Raw genomic sequence first — 18,818 nt, forward strand, 5'->3', positions numbered from 1 at the left:
TGTTTGTTTGATTTGGTTTATATTATTATTTATTAAATTAATTATCTGTTTATATGACGTTTAGCATCAGCATTTCGTTGCAATAGCACGAGCAAAATATCTATTTTTTGAGCACAAGTTCCTGTATGTCGCCATAAGTTTCATAGCTCGATGTAATTACCTTATCGCCAGGGTTTAAACCATCGGTTACCACAAAATAGTCAGGGCTTTGGCGGCCAAGCTGAATGTTTACTTTATAAGCTCGCTTACCGTCTTCTGCTACTTTAAATATCCAATTGCCACCGGTTTGCTGGAAAAAGCCACCTTTAGGCACAAGTACAGCTGTGGTTTCATCGCTCAGCGCCAATCTAACCTGCAGCGTTTGCCCCTTGCGAATCCCTTTAGGCACTTCGCCCACAAATTGCATGTCAACCTGGAATCTGCCGGCCGTTACAGTTGTAAAAACCTTTTTAATTATCATGTTATATGTTTTTTCGGCAAACTGAAAATCGCCTTTCAAACCCGGAAACACGCGTGATAAGTAATGTTCATCTATATCAACACGTACTTTAAAGCCCGATTGTACGTCAATCTGGCCTAAACGCACGCCCTTGGTTTTGCTTTGGCCAACTTCAGCATCAAGGTTAGTCAGCTGGCCGTCAATAGGCGCCCTTAGGGTAAGGCTGGCTACCTTTTTACGCATCAGCGCCAGCGCAGCCTTCATTTGAGCGTAGTGTTCCTGTGATTGCTGATCTTGTTGTTTAACCAACGATGTATCCTGCTTCAAAATCTGGATAGCCAGTTTGCGGCGGTTTACCTGGTAATCATAGCTATTTTTTGCCGATTGATACTCCTGCAATCCAATCGCCTTTTGATCGTAAAGCCTTTTATCCAACTCATATATCCTTTTGGCTTCTTTGAATGCGTTCTCAACATCGGCCATGGTGTTTAATTTGTTAATAGTAGCCTGGTTGGCATTGTTATGTGAAATTTGCATCTGGGTTTGCTCTGCAAAAACTGCCGACTCCTGGGTAGCAAGGTTAAGTTCTTCGTCAACGTTGCTTAGTTTTAGTATCGGATCGCCTTTTTTAAGCATGGCGCCATCGTCAACATAACGCTCTTCAACCTCGCCGCCTTCTGTTGCGTCAAGAAAAATGGTGGTCAATGGCATCACGGTACCGTTAACAGGTATAAACTCCTGGAACGGACCTTTAGTTATAGTACTGATAGTTATGCGCTCGGTATCAACATCTAATTTGCTTTTGCCCGATGTAAAATAAATACTGCCCCCTATTAATAAAATTATGCCTGCAATACCAGCAATAGTTAATATTCGTTTGCTGTTCCAGGTCTTTTTCTCAATTTTTCTGTCCACTGTAGTTTATGATATTTTGAATAATGGTTACAAAAACACATGCCACAAATTAAAACACTGTTTTTCAATACATTAAATACATATTACGTATTTAGGGCGTACGCTTCTGTTACATCAAGTGTACGGTAATGATACAGTGTGCGCGAGTAGTAAATTGTGAGTGGTGAGTGGTTGGTTAATTTTCAATTAAATAGAATTTATACATTCTTTCAATGCGCCGTTTCTGTTTATTTTAAATTGCCTTTCCCTGGAGGTACCCGCCGAAATGAGCACAAAACCAGTAGGTATTTCTTCAAGCCAGCTGCAAATACATTGCTTTTCGCCCATTCTCCGTTATACCTTACCTTCCCGACAGAACAAATCTCAACACTACAAGCCATTGTCAATCATAACAAATATACCTCACAACTCACCATTCACAACTTACCGCTCATCATTTTTTGCCGGCCGTATAAAACTTAAGTATGCAATTATTAATTTGCAGAAAGTTTTGTTTGCTTCATGGTTCATTATTGATGGTTAATGGCAGGAGGTTTGTTGCAGCTGGTTCATGGATCATAGTTAATGGTTCATGGCTAAGATTAGTAACTGCCGGTATTGTAACATTTACTGTTTAACAGGCGTCTGTCATATAACAATCAACAAAATAGGGCCATGAACCATGAACTATCAACTATGAACCTAAAAACATGATACTAAAAAAAGCTACTATTCTTATTGTTGATGACGACCCGGATGTACTAACTGCCGTAAAGCTGCTGTTAAAAACCCAGGCCGGCGAGGTGATAACCGAGAAGAATCCCGAAAACCTGAACTGGCTGCTGCAACGCAACGAGGTTGACCTGGTTTTGCTTGATATGAACTTTAACAGCGCCATTAACACCGGCAACGAGGGTTTGTACTGGCTGCGTAAAGTAAAAGACTGGAAGCCCAACGTTTGTGTAATTATGATAACCGCCTATGGCGATATTGACCTGGCCGTACGCTCATTAAAAGAAGGCGCCGACGACTTTGTGGTAAAACCATGGCATAACGAAAAGCTGATAGGCACTATAAAAGAGCTATTGGATAAAAAAGAAGGTGGCGCCAAAGCCACCAAAGCACCTGCGAAAAATACGGCGGGGGATACATCGATATTGGGCGAATCGGAAGTGATGCAGGATATTTTCCATAAAGTAAATAAAATAGCCCCTACCGACGCCAATATTTTGCTGTTGGGCGAAAACGGCACAGGTAAAGATTTGATGGCCAAAGCCATTCACGAGCGCTCATTACGTGCCGATAAGCCTTTTATTAAAGTTGATGTAGGCGCCCTTACCGATACCTTGTTTGAAAGCGAATTATTTGGCCACAAAAAAGGAGCTTTTACAGATGCGCGCGAAGACCGAGCGGGCCGTTTTGAAGACGCCCAGGGCGGCACCCTGTTTTTAGACGAAATTGGCAACATCAGCTTACAGCAGCAGGCCAAATTGCTCACCATACTGCAAAACCGGCAGGTAACCCGGTTAGGAACCAACAAGGCGGTTGATGTTGACATCAGGCTGATATGTGCCACCAATGTACCCATGAGCGAACTGGCGAATGAAAACCGTTTCAGGAAGGATTTAATTTACCGGATAAACACCGTAGAAATTAATATGCCGCCCTTACGCCGCCGCAGCGAAGATATTGTGATTTTGGCCAGGCATTTTGCCAAACTTTATGCCGGCAAGTACCTTAAGGCTGCCGTTGATTTTGATGGCCCGGCTTTAACAAAATTAAAATCATACAATTACCCCGGTAATGTACGCGAGCTGCAATATACTATTGAACGCGCAGTTATTATGGCCGACGACAGTACGCTGAGGCCCGATGACCTTATCTTTTCAATACTGGAAACGCAAACGGACAACAACATCAATGATGATAACATTCAGTTGAGCACACTGGAGAAGAATGCTATTTTAAAAGTTATTGAAAAGCATAATGGCAACATTACCCGTGCCGCCAAAGAATTGGGATTAACCCGTACTGCCCTGTACCGCAGATTAAGCAAATATGATATTTAACCGTTACGAATGGCGGCTGTTGCTGCGTGTGTTTTTGTTATTCCTGGCACTTACTGCCGCCGCTTATGTAACGGTTAAAGGCCAGCCGCTATACCTGGTGATATTCGTCCCCCTGGTAATTTACGCTGTGATAGAGATGATACGCTTTCAGAAAAAAGCGCAGGACGAGGTAAACCAGTTTGTTGAATCTATACACTACCGCGATTTCTCGCGCCATTTTGATGTGCGCAAAGCCCCAAACGAATTAAAGCCGTTACGCAAGGGCTTTAACGATATCAATACCACTTTTAAATTAATAAGCCGCGAACGCGAAACACAATACCATTACCTGCAAAAGATACTGGAACTGGTAGATACGGGCATCCTATCGTACGAGGAAGATACCGGCACCATCAGCTGGATAAATGAGGCTTTTAAAAAATTACTCAGCATCCCCTACCTTAAAACTATCCAATCGCTCGAAAAACGGGAGCCGGTGCTGTACCACGAGTTACTTAAGCTAAAACCCGGGGAAAGCAATATCATCAGCATTATCCGTAACCAGCAGATGATAAAAATTTTAATAACATCCAGCATGATGCGCAGCGACGATAAGTTGTATAAACTACTGGCTTTTCAAAACGTGAGCGAAGCGCTGGACGAAACGGAATCAAAAGCATGGTCGAAATTGCTGAACGTGATGACGCATGAGATTATGAACTCGGTTGCCCCAATTTCGTCATTGGCAGATACCTTGAAAAACCGGCTGCAAAGCCCCGAAATTACTGAAACGATGGAGGCTACCGAGCTGGAAGACCTGGAGCTGGGTATAGATACCATTAAACGCCGCAGCGACGGCTTGCTGAAATTTACCGAAAGCTACCGCAGCCTGAACAAGATAACCAAGCTGGAGCGCGACAGGATACTGGTACGCAACCTGTTCGAGAACCTGAACAGCCTGATGAAGCCAACGCTATCCAAAAAGAATATTGAGCTGGAAATTATCCTGCGCGACCCTGCCCTGGCCATTGAGGCTGATATAAACCTGATAGAGCAGGTAATGATTAACCTACTGGTGAATGCTATTGAAGCTGTTAAAGACCGCGATGAACCCCGCATTACCCTATCTGCCGAGGCGCAAAACAACAGTAAAACCCTGGTTAAAATAACCGATAACGGCATGGGTATGCCGCACGAGCTGCTGGATAAAATTTTTATCCCCTTCTTCAGCACCAAAAAAACCGGCAGTGGTATAGGGCTGAGTTTGTGTAAACAAATCATGCTGCTGCACAAAGGCAACATCCAGGTATTATCTACCGAGGGCAAGGGGTCGTCGTTTATATTGCAGTTTGTGCCGTAAGGCGAGCCCCCTCCGCCCCCTGAAGGGGGAACTTTTTGATTGGCAGGATAGATTATCAAAAAACAAAAGAGCAGTCATTCTGAGTGGTAAAATTTCGCGAAATTCTGAAGGGAGAATGACATTCAAAAATAAAAGACTGTCATCCTGAGGAACGAAGGATCTACTCGCGAACTTTTCCGGCGGTTATGCATGGCGTACAATAGATCCTTCGCTATCGCTCAGGATGACAGAAAATGAAACTTGTCATGGGTAACGGAGTGAAAAATCCGTTAATCGACATGCATCGCTGACGGACAAGTTCGCGGGTAGATGCTTCGTACCTCAGCATGACAAAAAAAATGCGTTTTCCAGATGCCTGTGTCCTCACAGGCATCTTCCCGACATGTCGCCAGTTATCGGTTTAGCAGTCAGGGATTGTAAACCAATATAGGTATTTATTGGCATTAGAACGCTGAAGCTATCTTGCTAAAACATTTAACCAGCTATTTTACTTCATTATTGCCCTTGAAAATCTTCCGCGCTGCATCAGAACCGAAACCTAAAAAGTTTTAAAACTTTGTAAGTTTGATCGCGCTACTAAATAATTTACCATGAAACGCATTTTAGCCATTCCCGGCAGCCTAAGGGCCGGTTCAACAAACCACAATATCCTGAAATACTTAGGTGCCCTGGTGTCTGCTGATGTTGATTACAGTATTTACAACAATTTGGCCCTCATCCCTCCTTTTGACCCTGGCAATGACGATGATTACCCACCGGAACCGGTTTTTGAATTAAGGGAGTTATTAAAGCAGGCCGATGGCATAATCATTTGCACACCCGAATATGCCTTTGGCGTACCCGGCCAGCTAAAAAACATGCTGGACTGGACGGTTTCCAGCGGTTCATTCTCCGAAAAGCCGGTCGCCCTCATCACCGCATCTTTAGGTGGCGAAGCAGCCCACGCCGCCATGCTATTGATTCTGGGCGCACTAAACGCGCAGGTTGCCGATGGGGCAAAGCTGAATATATCATTTATCAGGTCGAAAATGGATGGGAAGGGGAATGTTGCAGATAACGATACTTTGCAATCATTGAACGTGGTTTTGGAGACTTTTTTGAGCAGGATTTAAAACTCGCCTTTTATTTGGTCTTACCGGCTTTATCGCCGCTCAGGTTACCTTAAATACCGTTATTGGCATTGTAACCAGTGCCTGTTGCGTTACCCTTAACCAGCTACAAGCTTGATTTCTTTCCGGTCAAAATTATTAGTCTGCCAATTTGACAACTTCGCCCTCTTTGGAACATGCATTGATGGTTGCAGGTAGAAATTAATATTAATCCATTTATATATCAATATTATGCAAGAAAAAGGCAGCATTTCAATCCACACCGAAAACATTTTTCCGATAATTAAGAAATTTCTTTATTCTGATAATGAGATATTTTTGCGCGAGCTGGTATCTAACGCTGTAGATGCTACCCAAAAAATAAAACGCCTGGCTTCTTTAGGCCAATATAACGGCGAACTTGGCGATTTGCGCGTTGAAGTTGCATTTGACGAGGTTAAGAAAACCATCACCATTAGTGATAATGGCTTGGGTATGACCGCCGAAGAAATAAAAAAATACATCAACCAGATAGCATTTTCGGGCGCTACTGAGTTTATGGAAAAGTTCAAGGAAGCTAAGGATGCCAACGAAATCATCGGTCGCTTTGGTTTAGGCTTTTACTCGGCCTTTATGGTTGCCGACAAGGTTGAAATACAAACACTTAGCTACCAGGAGGGCGCCGAACCAGCGTATTGGGTTTGCGATGGCAGCACCGAATTTGAAATTGGCGAAGGCATTTTAGCCGAGCGCGGTACCGAGATTACCTTATACATCAATAGCGAATCGGAAGAATTCCTGAGCAAATACAAATTGCAGGAAATTCTTGATAAATACTGTAAGTTTTTACCTGTGCCTATTAAATTTGGCACCAAAACCGAATCTGTCGAGGATGGTATTGACGAAGAAGGCAAACCTAAATACATTGATGTTCAGGAAGATAATATCATTAATGATACCAACCCTATCTGGACAAAAGCACCATCTGAATTAAAAGACCAGGATTATCTTGACTTTTACAAACAACTTTACCCTTTCAGCGAAGACCCATTATTCTGGATCCACCTGAATGTTGATTATCCGTTCAACCTTACCGGTGTATTGTACTTCCCTAAGCTGAAAAACGATTTTGAGATCTCGAAAAATAAGATCAAGTTATTTAGCCGCCAGGTATTTATTACCGATGAAGTGAAGGATATAGTGCCTGAGTTTTTGATGTTGTTACATGGTGTAATTGACTCACCGGATATTCCTTTGAACGTTTCGCGCAGCTTTTTACAGGCCGATAGCAACGTTAAAAAGATAAACAGCTACATCACCAAAAAAGTAGCTGATAAATTGTCAGAATTGTTTAAAGCCGACCGTAAAGCTTACGAAGAAAAATGGACAGACATTGGCCTGTTTGTAAAATACGGCATGGTGAGCGAAGATAAGTTTTATGATAAAGCCAAAGACTTTGTTTTGGTAAGCAACACCAAAAAAGAAAACTTTACTTTATCGGAATACAAAGAAAAAGTTGAAGCCATCCAAACCGATAAAGACGGACAGCTGGTTTATATTTATACCAACGATCCGGCTAAACAGGATTCATTTATCCAATCGGCCAACAAAAAAGGTTATGATGTATTGGTGATGAACTCGCCTATTGATAATCACTTCATTAGCCAGCTGGAGCAAAAACTGGAAAAGACTTCGTTGAAACGCGTTGATGCTGATGTAGCTGATAAGCTGATTAAAAAAGACGAAGCGCCTGAATCAGTTTTAACCGACGAGCAATCAACAAAGGTTAAAGACATCTTCAACAAAGCAATTAGCAAACCGGCGTATAGCGTTCAATTAGAGAGCCTTAGCCCGGATGAATTACCGGTAACCGTTACTATGGATGAGTTTATGCGCCGTATGAAAGATATGGCAGCTATGGGTGGCGGCATGGGTTTTTATGGTAATATGCCCGATAATTACAAGGTAATTGTTAACGGAAACCACAAGTTGATAACCCGCATTTTACAGGAAGAGAACGAAGAAGTACAAGCCCAGTTATCAAAACAGGCATTTGACCTGGCCCTGCTTTCGCAAGGATTATTAACCGGCGCCGAACTTACCGAGTTTGTAAACCGCAGCGTTAATTTGATTTAACAATTATTTGCTTATATAATAAAAGCCACCTGCAAAAACGGGTGGCTTTTTTATTTAAATATATGTTAAATTTGTTATGGAATAAACCCTTACCCCGCATCCTTGTCTAAACTTTAAATCATTTATTATGAAATTATTGAATAGAATATCTGTAGTTGCTGCCTTTATTTTTATCGGCATAAACATGGCAGATGCGCAAACCCGCCAGGAGAAAAAAGCAGCCCATGTTGCTGAAATAAAACAACTTATCGAAAGTCAAAACTTTGTTTTTGAGGCCAATTACGTAAATCCCGCAAGGGGTGCCGGCAGGGCACTAACGTCATCTGATTACGATTTAACAATCACTAAAGATACGATTATTGCCTACCTTCCCTATTTTGGCCGTGCTTATGTAGCACCTCCCTATGGCTCAACAGAGGGCGGTATCAAATTTACAAATACTCACTTCACTTATGCATTAAAGGCCCGCAAAAAAGATGGCTGGAACATCACCATCAAGCCCACCAACAAAAATATAAGTGATTCCCGCGATGTGCAATCTATGTATCTAACTGTTAGTTCGGATGGTTATGCGTCACTCCAGGTAATCAGCACCAACCGCGATGCCATATCATTTAACGGAATGATTCAGAAAAGACCAGCTAAGAAATGAGGTAAAAGATGAAAGGGTAATGCGAAAGGTAGAAATTTTCCTGGTAACCTAATGACTATCTAATAATCCTGCGTTGTCCTTCAGTTCTACACCGGACAGTTTCCGTTTAAAGGCCTCGCTGATCAGGTAAAAGATCTTTTTGGCCGCTTTTTTATAGGTAAGGCCCTTGGGGCGGATATTTGAAACACAGTTTCTGGATTCGTCTGTCAGCCCTGGTTTAGGGGCGTAAGTGAGATACGCTCCTACGCTATCTGCCGAGCTTAATCCAGGCCGTTCGCCAATAAGTACAAGAGATAGTTGCGCTTTAAGGTTATACCCAATATCATCGCCGATGGCTACCCTGCCCTGCTCAACCAGGCTTATTGGCGCAAACTTAAAACCCGCCGCCAATAATAACGGAATAAGTTCTTTTAGCAGTCCAAATGTATTTTCATTTACGGCCGTTGCCGAAAGTCCGTCGGCTACAATGATGGCGATATCGGTTTGGATAAAATAATCTTCTAACAGGCTTAATGACGCTTCATTAAGTTTACGGCCAAAATCCGGGCGTTGCAGGTATTGCCGGCGGTGGGTTACTCGGCTGTGCAGCTGCAGAATGGGTAAATTAAATTGTTTAAATACATCTGTCAAGTAACTGATGTTCAGCTCAGAATAAACAGCATCTCGGGCGTGGGCATGTGCCAGTTTAAAATCAAGAGATTGTTTCAGCGGGATACTTGTACCCACACGCCCAATAGCTATGCGGGCAGTAGTAAACTCCTGCAAGGCCTTTAAGGGTTCTATCTCGTGGGGGATGTTTCTTTTCATGTTTTTATATCAAAGAAAACGGCAGGTTTTTGGATTATCCTTGACCCTGTCCTTTTACCTTTTGCCTTTCACCTTTACCCTTTTACCTCCTCCTAAACCATAGCTCCTAACAACCCGTGCGTCGGATCGATAGGTATCATATTACCTTTACTATCGGTAATTCCTTGCCTTATTAACCATTGTTCAAATTCAGGTGATGGTTTTAAATTAAGTACTTTGCGCAAATATAGGGCGTCATGAAATGATGTAGATTGGTAATTAAGCATAATATCATCGGCACCCGGTATGCCCATAACAAAGTTACAACCCGCCACGCCCAACAGGGTTAGCAGGTTATCCATATCATCCTGGTCGGCTTCGGCATGGTTGGTATAGCAAACATCGCAACCCATGGGCAAACCGAGCAGCTTACCACAAAAATGGTCTTCCAATGCAGCCCGGATGATCTGCTTGCCATCATATAAATATTCAGGTCCGATAAAGCCAACTACTGTGTTCACCAACAGGGGGTTAAACTTGCGTGCTACGGCATAGGCCCTGACCTCACATGTTTGCTGATCGACGCCAAAATTGGCATTGGCAGATAGTGCACTCCCCTGTCCGGTTTCAAAGTACATGACATTATTGCCCACCGTGCCACGGTTAAGCGATAGCGTTGCCTGGTAAGCCTCGTCAATTAAATTAAGATTGATGCCAAAACTTGCATTGGCTTTTTCGGTGCCTGCTATTGATTGAAAGCATAAATCGACTGGCGCACCTTCATTAATCAGTTGCAAAGTGGTGGTAATATGGCTTAATACACAGGTTTGCGTGGGGATATTAAACTGTTGCCTGATATTATCCATAAGCCTTAGTAAACTACTTACCGCAGCGGGACTATCAGTAGCCGGATTTATACCGATGGTGGCATCGCCGCTGGCATGCAAAAGGCCATCAATAATACTGGCAGCCACGCCTCTCGGATCGTCTGTTGGATGATTTGGCTGTAAACGGGTGCTAAAATGCCCGCTTAATCCAATTGTATTACGAAACCGGGTAACTACCCTGCATTTTTTTGCCACCGCGATCAAATCCTGGTTACGCATTAGTTTAGATACCGCTGCAACCATTTCGGGCGTCAGCCCATCGGCAATATCAGTTAGGGTTTGGGTATCTGTTTCATCACTTAACAACCAATCGCGTAATTCGCCAACAGTTAAATGGCTTATTTGATTAAATGATTTAACATACTGACTATCAACAATTAAACGGGTTACTTCATCATCTTCGTAAGGGACAACAACCTCATTTAAAAATGTTTTGAGTGGCACATCGGCCAGGGTTATTTGCGCGGCAACCCGTTCTTCATAACTACCGGCGCATACGCCGGCCAGCTCATCGCCCGACCGGTAGGGCGATGCCTTGCCCAGCAAAGTTTTCAAATCCTGAAACTTGTAAACCTTATGTCGTATGGTGTGGCGGTATGGCATTTTTGTTCATTAGTTCACTGGTTCATTAGTTAATTGGTGCCTTGCGGAGTACAGTCTTTTATTTACAGATCAGGCGTTGCCATCATTTCATCTGTAAGGGCTACTTTGTGTTTACCCATAAGGATAAATATAATACTGATCAGAAGCAGGCCTGCAAAAAATATAATGCTCACGGTAAAGTTAAACCACATAATGGCAAATAAACTTATTATTGTTATAAGCAGCGCTATACCCGGAAACCACGGATACACAGGTGCTTTAAATGGTCGTGGAAGCTTTGGCTCCTTTTTCCGCAGGATGAACAAGCTCACCATGCACATAATGTACATAACAACTGCCCCTAATACAGACAGTACCAGGATTTGCGAAGTACCATTCTTGGTATGGGTACCAATATAAATGGCTATAAAACTAACAGCCCCGGCCACCACCAACGCCCAATGCGGGGTTTTAAACCGGTGGTTTAGGTTATCTAATCCTTTTGGCAGATAACCACTCCTGGCCATTGCAAATACCTGCCTTGACGATGCCAGAATAGTGCCATGAAGCGAAGCTATCAGCCCAAATAAGCCGATGCTGGCAAATATTTTGGTTAAGCCGCTTGCCTTGCCCAGCACAATACCTATTGCTTCGGGCAAGGGATAATCTAAAGTGCTTAGTTTGCGCCAATCGGTTATCCCGCCGGTAACAACCATTACGCCTAATGCCAATGCTACCAATGTAGCCAGAGCACTAATGTAACCTTTGGGGATATCTTTTCGTGGGTCTTTTACTTCTTCGGCAACCATGGCCACGCCTTCTATGGCAAGGTAAAACCATATGGCGAACGGAAGGGCGGCAAACACACCTCCCCAGCCAAAAGGCATAGGGTTACTCATGTAGTTGCTCATTTTAAAGTGAGGCGAAACTATACCTAAATACAAAACCAATTCGGCAACCGCCAAAATGGTTATGAATACCGAAAATGCAGCAGATTCTTTTACGCCGAAACCATTAAGCAACAGGAATGCGGCATTAAATACAAAGGCCGAATGCATAACCGGAATTTCCGGGTATAAAAAATGGAGGTAGCTCCCTAACGAAATAGCTATCGCGGGCGATGCAAAAAGAAAATCGATTAGCGTGGCATAACCAGCTATCAGGCCGCCAAATGGCCCCATGGCCCGGTAGCCGTAGGCGAAAGCCCCGCCTGCATGCGGAATTGCCGTGGTGAGTTCTGTGTAACTGAAAATGAACGTGATATACATCACCGTTATAACCGCTGTGGCTATAAGCATCCCGATTGTACCGGCCACATCCCACCCAAAATTCCAGCCGAAGTATTCACCAGAGATGACCAGCCCTACAGCTATCGCCCATAAATGGACTGGTTTTAAAACTCTCTTTAGTTGCTCTGCCGGGGGTGTTGCCATACGTTTTGATTTGCCGCCTTAAGATACTTATTGCGGGGCGAATATCAAAATTGACATATGTTATGGAATTGTTAAGACAGCCCCCTCTAAATCTCCCCCTGAAGGGGGAGACTTTTGAGCTATTTTCTTTAAGTCCTCCCCTTCAGGGGAGGATTTAGGTGGGGCTAAACCTTCAGCGTATTTTTCAAATACCCTATACTGCTGGTAATGCTTGCCAGCGGATCTTTCGGGCCATCGTGTTCAACGAAGAAATGTTTCATACCGGCTGATTTTGCGGCTGCAAAGATTGGTTTAAAATCGATGGTGCCGCTGCCTACGGGTAAAATGGTTTTACGCTCGGCATCCAAATCTTTTACGTGCCAAAGCGGGAAACGGCCAGGATGTTGTTTAAACATTTCAACCGGGTTTTTGCCGCCTTTAACAGCCCAGGCCAGGTCGAGCTCCATTTTTACATTCTGTGGATCGGTTTCGCTCAGCAAAAGATCGTAAGGAACCTTGCCATCAACGGCACGAAATTCCATATCATGATTATGATAGGCAAATTGTATACCTACCTTTTTGGCGGCCTCTCCTGTTTTATTCAATACTTCTATGGTCGATTTGATTTCTTCGAGCGTTGCAGTTGGTGAATTGGCGCAAACCAGGTACTTAATGCCGCCTGCGGCCGCATCATCAACCAATTCCTGCATATTATCCCGCAGGTTTTTCATTGGTGGTATTACCATAGGCTTACCATCGGCGCCGTTGGGTAGTTTTGTTCCCGGAGGAAGTTTAAATGGTGCGCCTAAAACGTGGTGCGATGTCCAGTTCATGCCCAGGTCATTTACCATGGCTTTAAACTCTTTGGGTGTCATACCATAGTAGCCCCCTTTTTTGCTAAAGGCCGATTCCATGTCTTTAAAGCCAAGGGCTGCTATTTTGGTCAGCGTGCCTTTTACATCCTCGTCAATAACACCAAAAAAAGTGAATAGCTGTAAACCAATGGCATGCGGAGCAGCCATATTACTTAATAAGGAAGCAGCTTTGCCGGATAAGGCCATACCGCCAAGCATCAAAGCCCCGGTGCTTTGGATAAATTTTCTCCTGTTGTAATTCATGCTGATAATTTAGTTTTAAGTGGTACAGTAAATCTAAATAATAATTATCAGCAAATTAAAACTTATTGTGTCTTTTTTACACATTAACTCATCTAATCATCTCCCGGCAGGCACAAGCTTATGATGTCGGGGAGATAAAAGCATCAAATGACACCTTGCTTTTACTGCCTGATCCTGGTTAAAAACCCAAACCTTCAGCAACTGTTTTGGCCAACAGGCACACAAATGGGCTGCCTTTAATTTGCCCAAAACGTGAGTTTTATGTTAACCATGATAAAATACAAATAATTGGCTACCAAATGCTTATATCATATTTTATTCAAAATATGTTAAGTTATGTTAACCCAATTAAATGCTTTTATGCGGCATTTACATTTGATTTTGGCGCTCGTAAAGCGCTGTCATCAGCAGGTGCCTATTTATACAAACAATTAGCTATCAACCCCGTCCAGCCGGTTTGATGGGAAGCCCCCAAACCCCTACCTGTATCACCGTCAAAATATTCGTAAAACAGTACATGGTCCTTAAAATGCGGATCAGTTTGCATTTTGTGATTTGCGCCAAATAATGGCCTGTACCCTTTATCATCGGGTAAAAACAGTTTAGAAACCCTGCTGTATAGTTCATTGGCTACTTCGGACAGGTTCATGAAATTACCCGATCCGGTGGGGCATTCCACTTTAAAATCATCGCCGTAATATTTATAAAAACGCTGAAGGCTATCAATAATAAGGTAATTAATCGGCATCCAGATCGGGCCACGCCAGTTACTGTTACCACCAAAAAGGCCGCTGTCGCTTTCGCCAGGTGTGTAGGCGATGCCAAAATCCACTCCGTTAACTGCTATTTTATAAGGATGATCCAGGTGATATTTTGACAATGAGCGGATGCCATAATCGCTTAAAAATTCATTTTCATCCAGCATATATTTCAGCAGTGATTTCATTCTGTACCCACGCAACAAACTGATAAGATGCTTGCCATTATTACTTGCCTCGTTCCAGCGCGAAACTAAGGAAGCCAAATCCGGCCGTTTTTCGGCAAACCATTTCATCCGTTCTTTAAATATAGGGCTGTCGGCTATATCTGCTTCATCCAAAACTTCGGTTGCAAATAACGGTATCAGGCCTACGATGCTTCTTACCCTCATTTTTACAGAGCCATCATCCGGGAAACGAATTTGGTCATAAAAAAAACCATCCTCATCATCCCAAAGTCCTTCATTGCTTTCGCCAAAGTTTGACATGGCCCCCACGATATAAATAAAGTGCTCAAAAAATTTCGAAGCTATATCCTGGTATGCTTTATCGGTTTCGGCAAGCTCGGTTGCAATTCGTAACAGGTTAAGTGAGTACATTGCCATCCAGCTGGTACCGTCGGCCTGTTCCAGGTGTTGCCCGGATGGCAGGCGGGTATTTCTGTCGAAAACACCGATATTATCCATACCAAGGAAGCCCCCTTCAAAGATATTGTTACCGGCTTCATCCTTACGGTTTACCCACCAGGTAAAATTAAGCATGAGTTTATGGAAAATCCTTTCTAAAAAGTACGTGTCGCCCTTTCCGTTATTGGCTGCCTTATCAGTTTTATAAATATTCCAAACGGCCATAGCGTGCACCGGCGGGTTTACATCACTAAAATCCCATTCATAGGCCGGTAATTGCCCATTGGGATGCATATACCAATCGCGGGTGAGTAGTATCAACTGATTTTTTGCGAATGTCATATCTATCGTCGCCAACGGCAGGCAATGGAAGGCCAGGTCCCAGGCGGCAAACCAGGGATATTCCCATTTATCGGGCATCGATATGACATCCTTGGTATTTAAATGTTTCCATTTGCTGTTGCGGGCATTTTCACGCCGGGCAGGTGGCTCTGGCTGTGAAGGATCGCCATTGAGCCATTGACGAATGTCGGAATAATAAAATTGCTTATTCCAGAGCATCCCGGCAAAAGCCTGCCGCTGAATAAGGCATTTGTCGGCATCGTCTTTATTACTATAAATATCGGCGTAAAACTGGTCGGCTTCTGTTAAACGTACGCTAAATATGTTGTCAAAGTCTTCAAAACTATAATTGGCATCCGGCGAAAGCCTGAGCCTAATGGTGACACTTTGCCGGGCGGCAATATTTAAATCAAAATTAACAGCTGCCTTTGTACCGGTTTTCTTTGGGTTGATAGTGTCAGCCCCATGAACTATGTAATCGTTAATCCCGTCTTTATGGTATTTTTGGCCGCTGTCGAAATTGTATAGCCGCTGCATATTGGTTTCATTATCGCAAAACATTACCGCCGGATTGCCCTCCGTATGCAACCAAAACTGTCCAAGATCTTCATGAAATATGCCGGTTACGCCGTTACCATGGGCCGAAATTTGCGGTTTGTAATCATCAATACCCCAGCTCCAGGTATTACGGAACCATAGTGTAGGCATTACATTTAATGCAGCATCTTTATCGGATCGGTTATAGATGGTAATTTTTACGAGGATATCATTTGGGTCATTCTTGGCGTATTCAGTAAAAACATCAAAATATTCGTTGTTATCAAAAATGCCGGTATCCATCAGCTCAAACTCAGGATCGTTGCGTGTACGGCGCTTATTTTCGTTAACCAGCCAGGCGTACGGAAACTCATTTTGCGGATACTTGTACAAGGTTTTCATGTACGAGTGCGTTGGCGTACTATCCAGGTAATAGTATAATTCTTTTACATCCTCGCCGTGGTTTCCTTCGGGATTACTGAGGCCGAAGTAGCGTTCTTTGATGATGGGGTCTTTTTTATTCCAGAGAGATATCGCGAAACAAAGGTTTTGCTGACGGTCGCAGATGCCTGCTATACCCTCCTCGCCCCAGCGATAGGCTTTGCTACGGGCCATATCATGGGTTATATAGTTCCAGGCATCACCATTGGCACTGTAATCTTCCCTAACAGTACCCCATTGGCGGTCGCTCACATAGGGGCCCCACTTTTTCCAGGTTGCATCCTTTAATCTTGCTTGTTCTGCATTCATGAATGCAAAGTAGGCTTATTTGAAATAATTAACAGAATTGTAGGAGATGTTTTACACGATGGTGAAAAAGACATCTAAATAAACCTGCTATCGACATTTTACCCCCAGGCCTTTCTCAAAAACCTTAGCCAGTTACCGTGCATCATGTTTTCAATATCTACATCGGTATAACCTCGTTTTCTTAGCATATCCGGCACTTTTTGCAAATCGGCTATGGTCTCCAGGTCATATGGGCATTGCTCCCGGCCAAAGGCGCCGTCAAGATCGGTGCCCATACCTACTTGCAGGGCATTGCCGGCTATCTGGCAAATATGATCGATATGATCTACCATCACCTCCATATTGCAATTCATCCCTTTGGGGGTTGATACACCCCTCACCCATCCCGGTACCATCATCCAGGCATCCAATGCAGCGCCAATTACTGCACCGCGATCAACCAAAGCTTTAATCATCTCATCACTGTACTGCCTGTTGTGGTTTACCAGTGCGCGACAGTTGTTATGGCTGGCCCAAACGTGGCCGTTAAAGTGATCAAGCGCTTCCCAAAAACTGTCATCACAAAGGTGCGTAGCATCCAGGATAATATTCAGGCGTTCCATTTCTTTAAGCAACTCATGGCCTTTTGGCCCCATGTAGCCGGTGGCATCTGTACCCTGGGCATACCTGCCAGGGCCATAGTGCGCAGGGCCTACAGCTCGCAGCCCATAATTATAGGCACGTTCCAGATGTTGTACCGTTACAATCGAATCTGCACCTTCCAAACTAAGGATGTATCCTACAGCCTTAGTTTCAGTTGGCTGGCCATCGTTCCAATATGTAAGATGTTTCTCTAATGATGCCAGGTTATTCACCTGCACCATTTGGCCGGCATCTTCCATGGCCTTATACCAGGCTACCTGCCCCTGTGTTTGCGCCCAGGCCTGTTCGGGCGAGTGCCACCCGGGTAATGGATTACCGGGCGCTACATAACGGCCAATTTGTGTGGCTACCACCAAACCAATATTGCCTTTGCGCAATTCGGGCAAGGTAACAACTGCTTTGGCGCGGTCGGGTTTATCGGTAAGGCCTTCTTCGCGCTGGTTTAATTCGGCCAGCGGACGGGTCAGGTCGCGGTTCCACTCCAGCGCATTCATGCTGAGGTCTAAATGGGCATCAATTACAAACATATTTTTTATTATCAGATGGTAATTTTACGGTCGCGGGCCAGGTTAAGCCATTCGCCGGTAAGTATATTATTTTCGATGGTACAAACGCGTTCGTATAAAGCCACTGTTGGGCATACATGATGCGGGATGCCGTAAAGCACATCGCCTATTTGGTAGTCATGGCCCTTACCCGCATCAACAACCAGGTGCTCTTCGCTTTGGCCAACAGGCACCAGTTGCGGTGCATTTAAAAAGTAAATTCGCTTTGCCAGTTCATTTTCGGCCGAAATAGATTTATGCCCAACATCCAGGCAAAGTTTAGTAGTATCGGGCAACGATACGACCCGGGTAACTACCAATACAGCGGGTAAAAAGGGTTGCTCTGGTATCTCCAGTTCATATCCCCTGTCCCAATAAACAAAAGTACCCGGGCTACATTCTACAACAGACCTTTTGGAATGAATGGTAAACGTTGGCGAGCCTCCGGCAATAATAATCGGCTCGGGATAATCTTTTGCTTTCAAATCCTGTTGCAGTTTTAATACAGGTGCGAAACCGGCATCGCAGCGCTCTTTTCGTTTTGCCACATCAACATCGTGGATATGACCGTCATAGGCATGCAAGCCAACCGGCGTAATCCCCGGCAAAACGGCGCAATCCATATACAGTTGCAGTGCATCAAAACCAGGCGCAATGCCTGTACGATTCATGCCAACATTCAAATCGATGTAAACAGTAACAGTAGTTTTACCAGCCAATGCAGCATCCGAAATCTCTTTGGCTGCTAAATCGTTATCAACCAAACACGAGAAGCGGGTTTGCGGGTAAATGTGTATTAATTTGATAAACCTATCCAGCTTAGGTCCAACAGGCTGATAAGCCAGCAAAACATCGGGGGCTTTACACATGCCCAGCAATTCCGCTTCGGCAATAGTAGCGCACTTGAATTTGTTAACCCCAGCTTCAAGTAATAGTTGTGTAACCTGTTTGTTTTTGTAAGTTTTAATATGAGGGCGCAACCGTGCCACATCATCAATCATGGTTTTAAGCACATCGATGTTGGCCTGTACCCTATCGGGATAAACAACCAAAGCCGGTGTATCCAGTTTATCTACGTTATCTATCGTGAACCAGTGGTGATCCATATTTTTCCGAACCGGAATTTTTAGAATTAAAGAATTTCCAGAATTTCTCTTCCTAAGGTCTTGATACTTGATACTAACTACTTGATACTAAAAAGTTACTTGATACTAAA

General features: G+C 43.8%; 13 protein-coding genes. 5 read left to right on the forward strand and 8 right to left on the reverse strand.

The window, feature by feature from the left end; translation table 11 throughout:
- Positions 1-100: 100 nt before the first annotated feature.
- Positions 101-1,354: an efflux RND transporter periplasmic adaptor subunit gene (locus BMX56_RS25970; protein ID WP_090652632.1), complete on the reverse strand. Its 1,254-nt coding sequence runs from the start codon at positions 1,352-1,354 to the stop codon at positions 101-103.
- 689 nt (positions 1,355-2,043) lie between these two features.
- Here BMX56_RS25970 and BMX56_RS25975 point away from each other — a divergent pair.
- From BMX56_RS25975 to BMX56_RS25995, 5 genes are all read left to right on the forward strand, one after another.
- Positions 2,044-3,402 (forward strand): sigma-54-dependent transcriptional regulator, encoded by a 1,359-nt coding sequence (locus BMX56_RS25975; protein ID WP_090652633.1) that lies wholly within the window; start codon positions 2,044-2,046, stop codon positions 3,400-3,402.
- Positions 3,392-4,741, forward strand: coding sequence for a sensor histidine kinase (locus BMX56_RS25980; RefSeq protein WP_090652634.1), 1,350 nt, complete (start codon positions 3,392-3,394; stop codon positions 4,739-4,741). Before BMX56_RS25975 ends, BMX56_RS25980 begins: the two co-directional genes overlap by 11 nt.
- Before the next feature lie 590 nt (positions 4,742-5,331).
- On the forward strand, positions 5,332-5,853 hold the full coding sequence (locus BMX56_RS25985) for an NADPH-dependent FMN reductase (RefSeq protein WP_090652635.1): 522 nt from the start codon (positions 5,332-5,334) through the stop codon (positions 5,851-5,853).
- Positions 5,854-6,081: 228 nt separating this feature from the next.
- Complete coding sequence (gene htpG / locus BMX56_RS25990) at positions 6,082-7,965, forward strand: molecular chaperone HtpG (RefSeq protein WP_090652636.1); 1,884 nt, start codon at positions 6,082-6,084, stop codon at positions 7,963-7,965.
- A 127-nt stretch (positions 7,966-8,092) separates the two neighbouring features.
- Entirely contained in the window at positions 8,093-8,617 is a 525-nt protein-coding gene (locus BMX56_RS25995; protein WP_090652637.1) for a DUF4251 domain-containing protein, read from the forward strand.
- 48 nt (positions 8,618-8,665) lie between these two features.
- Here the strand turns inward: BMX56_RS25995 and eutC are convergent, their stop codons facing one another.
- The 7 genes from eutC to BMX56_RS26035 form a co-directional block, all read right to left on the reverse strand.
- Positions 8,666-9,424, reverse strand: a complete 759-nt coding sequence (gene eutC / locus BMX56_RS26000) for an ethanolamine ammonia-lyase subunit EutC (RefSeq protein WP_090652638.1) — start codon at positions 9,422-9,424, stop codon at positions 8,666-8,668.
- A 92-nt stretch (positions 9,425-9,516) separates the two neighbouring features.
- A complete protein-coding gene (locus BMX56_RS26005) occupies positions 9,517-10,893 on the reverse strand; it encodes an ethanolamine ammonia-lyase subunit EutB (protein WP_090652639.1) in 1,377 nt (458 codons plus the stop codon).
- Positions 10,894-10,955: 62 nt separating this feature from the next.
- Positions 10,956-12,305, reverse strand: a complete 1,350-nt coding sequence (gene eat / locus BMX56_RS26010; protein WP_090652640.1) for an ethanolamine permease — start codon at positions 12,303-12,305, stop codon at positions 10,956-10,958.
- A 164-nt stretch (positions 12,306-12,469) separates the two neighbouring features.
- Positions 12,470-13,402, reverse strand: a complete 933-nt coding sequence (locus tag BMX56_RS26015; protein WP_090652641.1) for a sugar phosphate isomerase/epimerase family protein — start codon at positions 13,400-13,402, stop codon at positions 12,470-12,472.
- 415 nt (positions 13,403-13,817) lie between these two features.
- Positions 13,818-16,415, reverse strand: a complete 2,598-nt coding sequence (locus BMX56_RS26025; RefSeq protein WP_090652643.1) for an MGH1-like glycoside hydrolase domain-containing protein — start codon at positions 16,413-16,415, stop codon at positions 13,818-13,820.
- 98 nt (positions 16,416-16,513) lie between these two features.
- Positions 16,514-17,584, reverse strand: coding sequence for a dipeptidase (locus tag BMX56_RS26030; RefSeq protein WP_090652644.1), 1,071 nt, complete (start codon positions 17,582-17,584; stop codon positions 16,514-16,516).
- Between the two features lie 11 nt (positions 17,585-17,595).
- The gene (locus tag BMX56_RS26035; RefSeq protein ID WP_090652645.1) at positions 17,596-18,708 is read right to left on the reverse strand and encodes a D-TA family PLP-dependent enzyme; all 1,113 of its coding nucleotides are present in this window, start codon (positions 18,706-18,708) and stop codon (positions 17,596-17,598) included.
- Between the last annotated feature and the right edge of the window lie 110 nt (positions 18,709-18,818).

Origin of the sequence: Mucilaginibacter sp. OK283 (genome assembly GCF_900110415.1) — a bacterium.
Taxonomy (GTDB): Bacteria; Bacteroidota; Bacteroidia; order Sphingobacteriales; family Sphingobacteriaceae; genus Mucilaginibacter.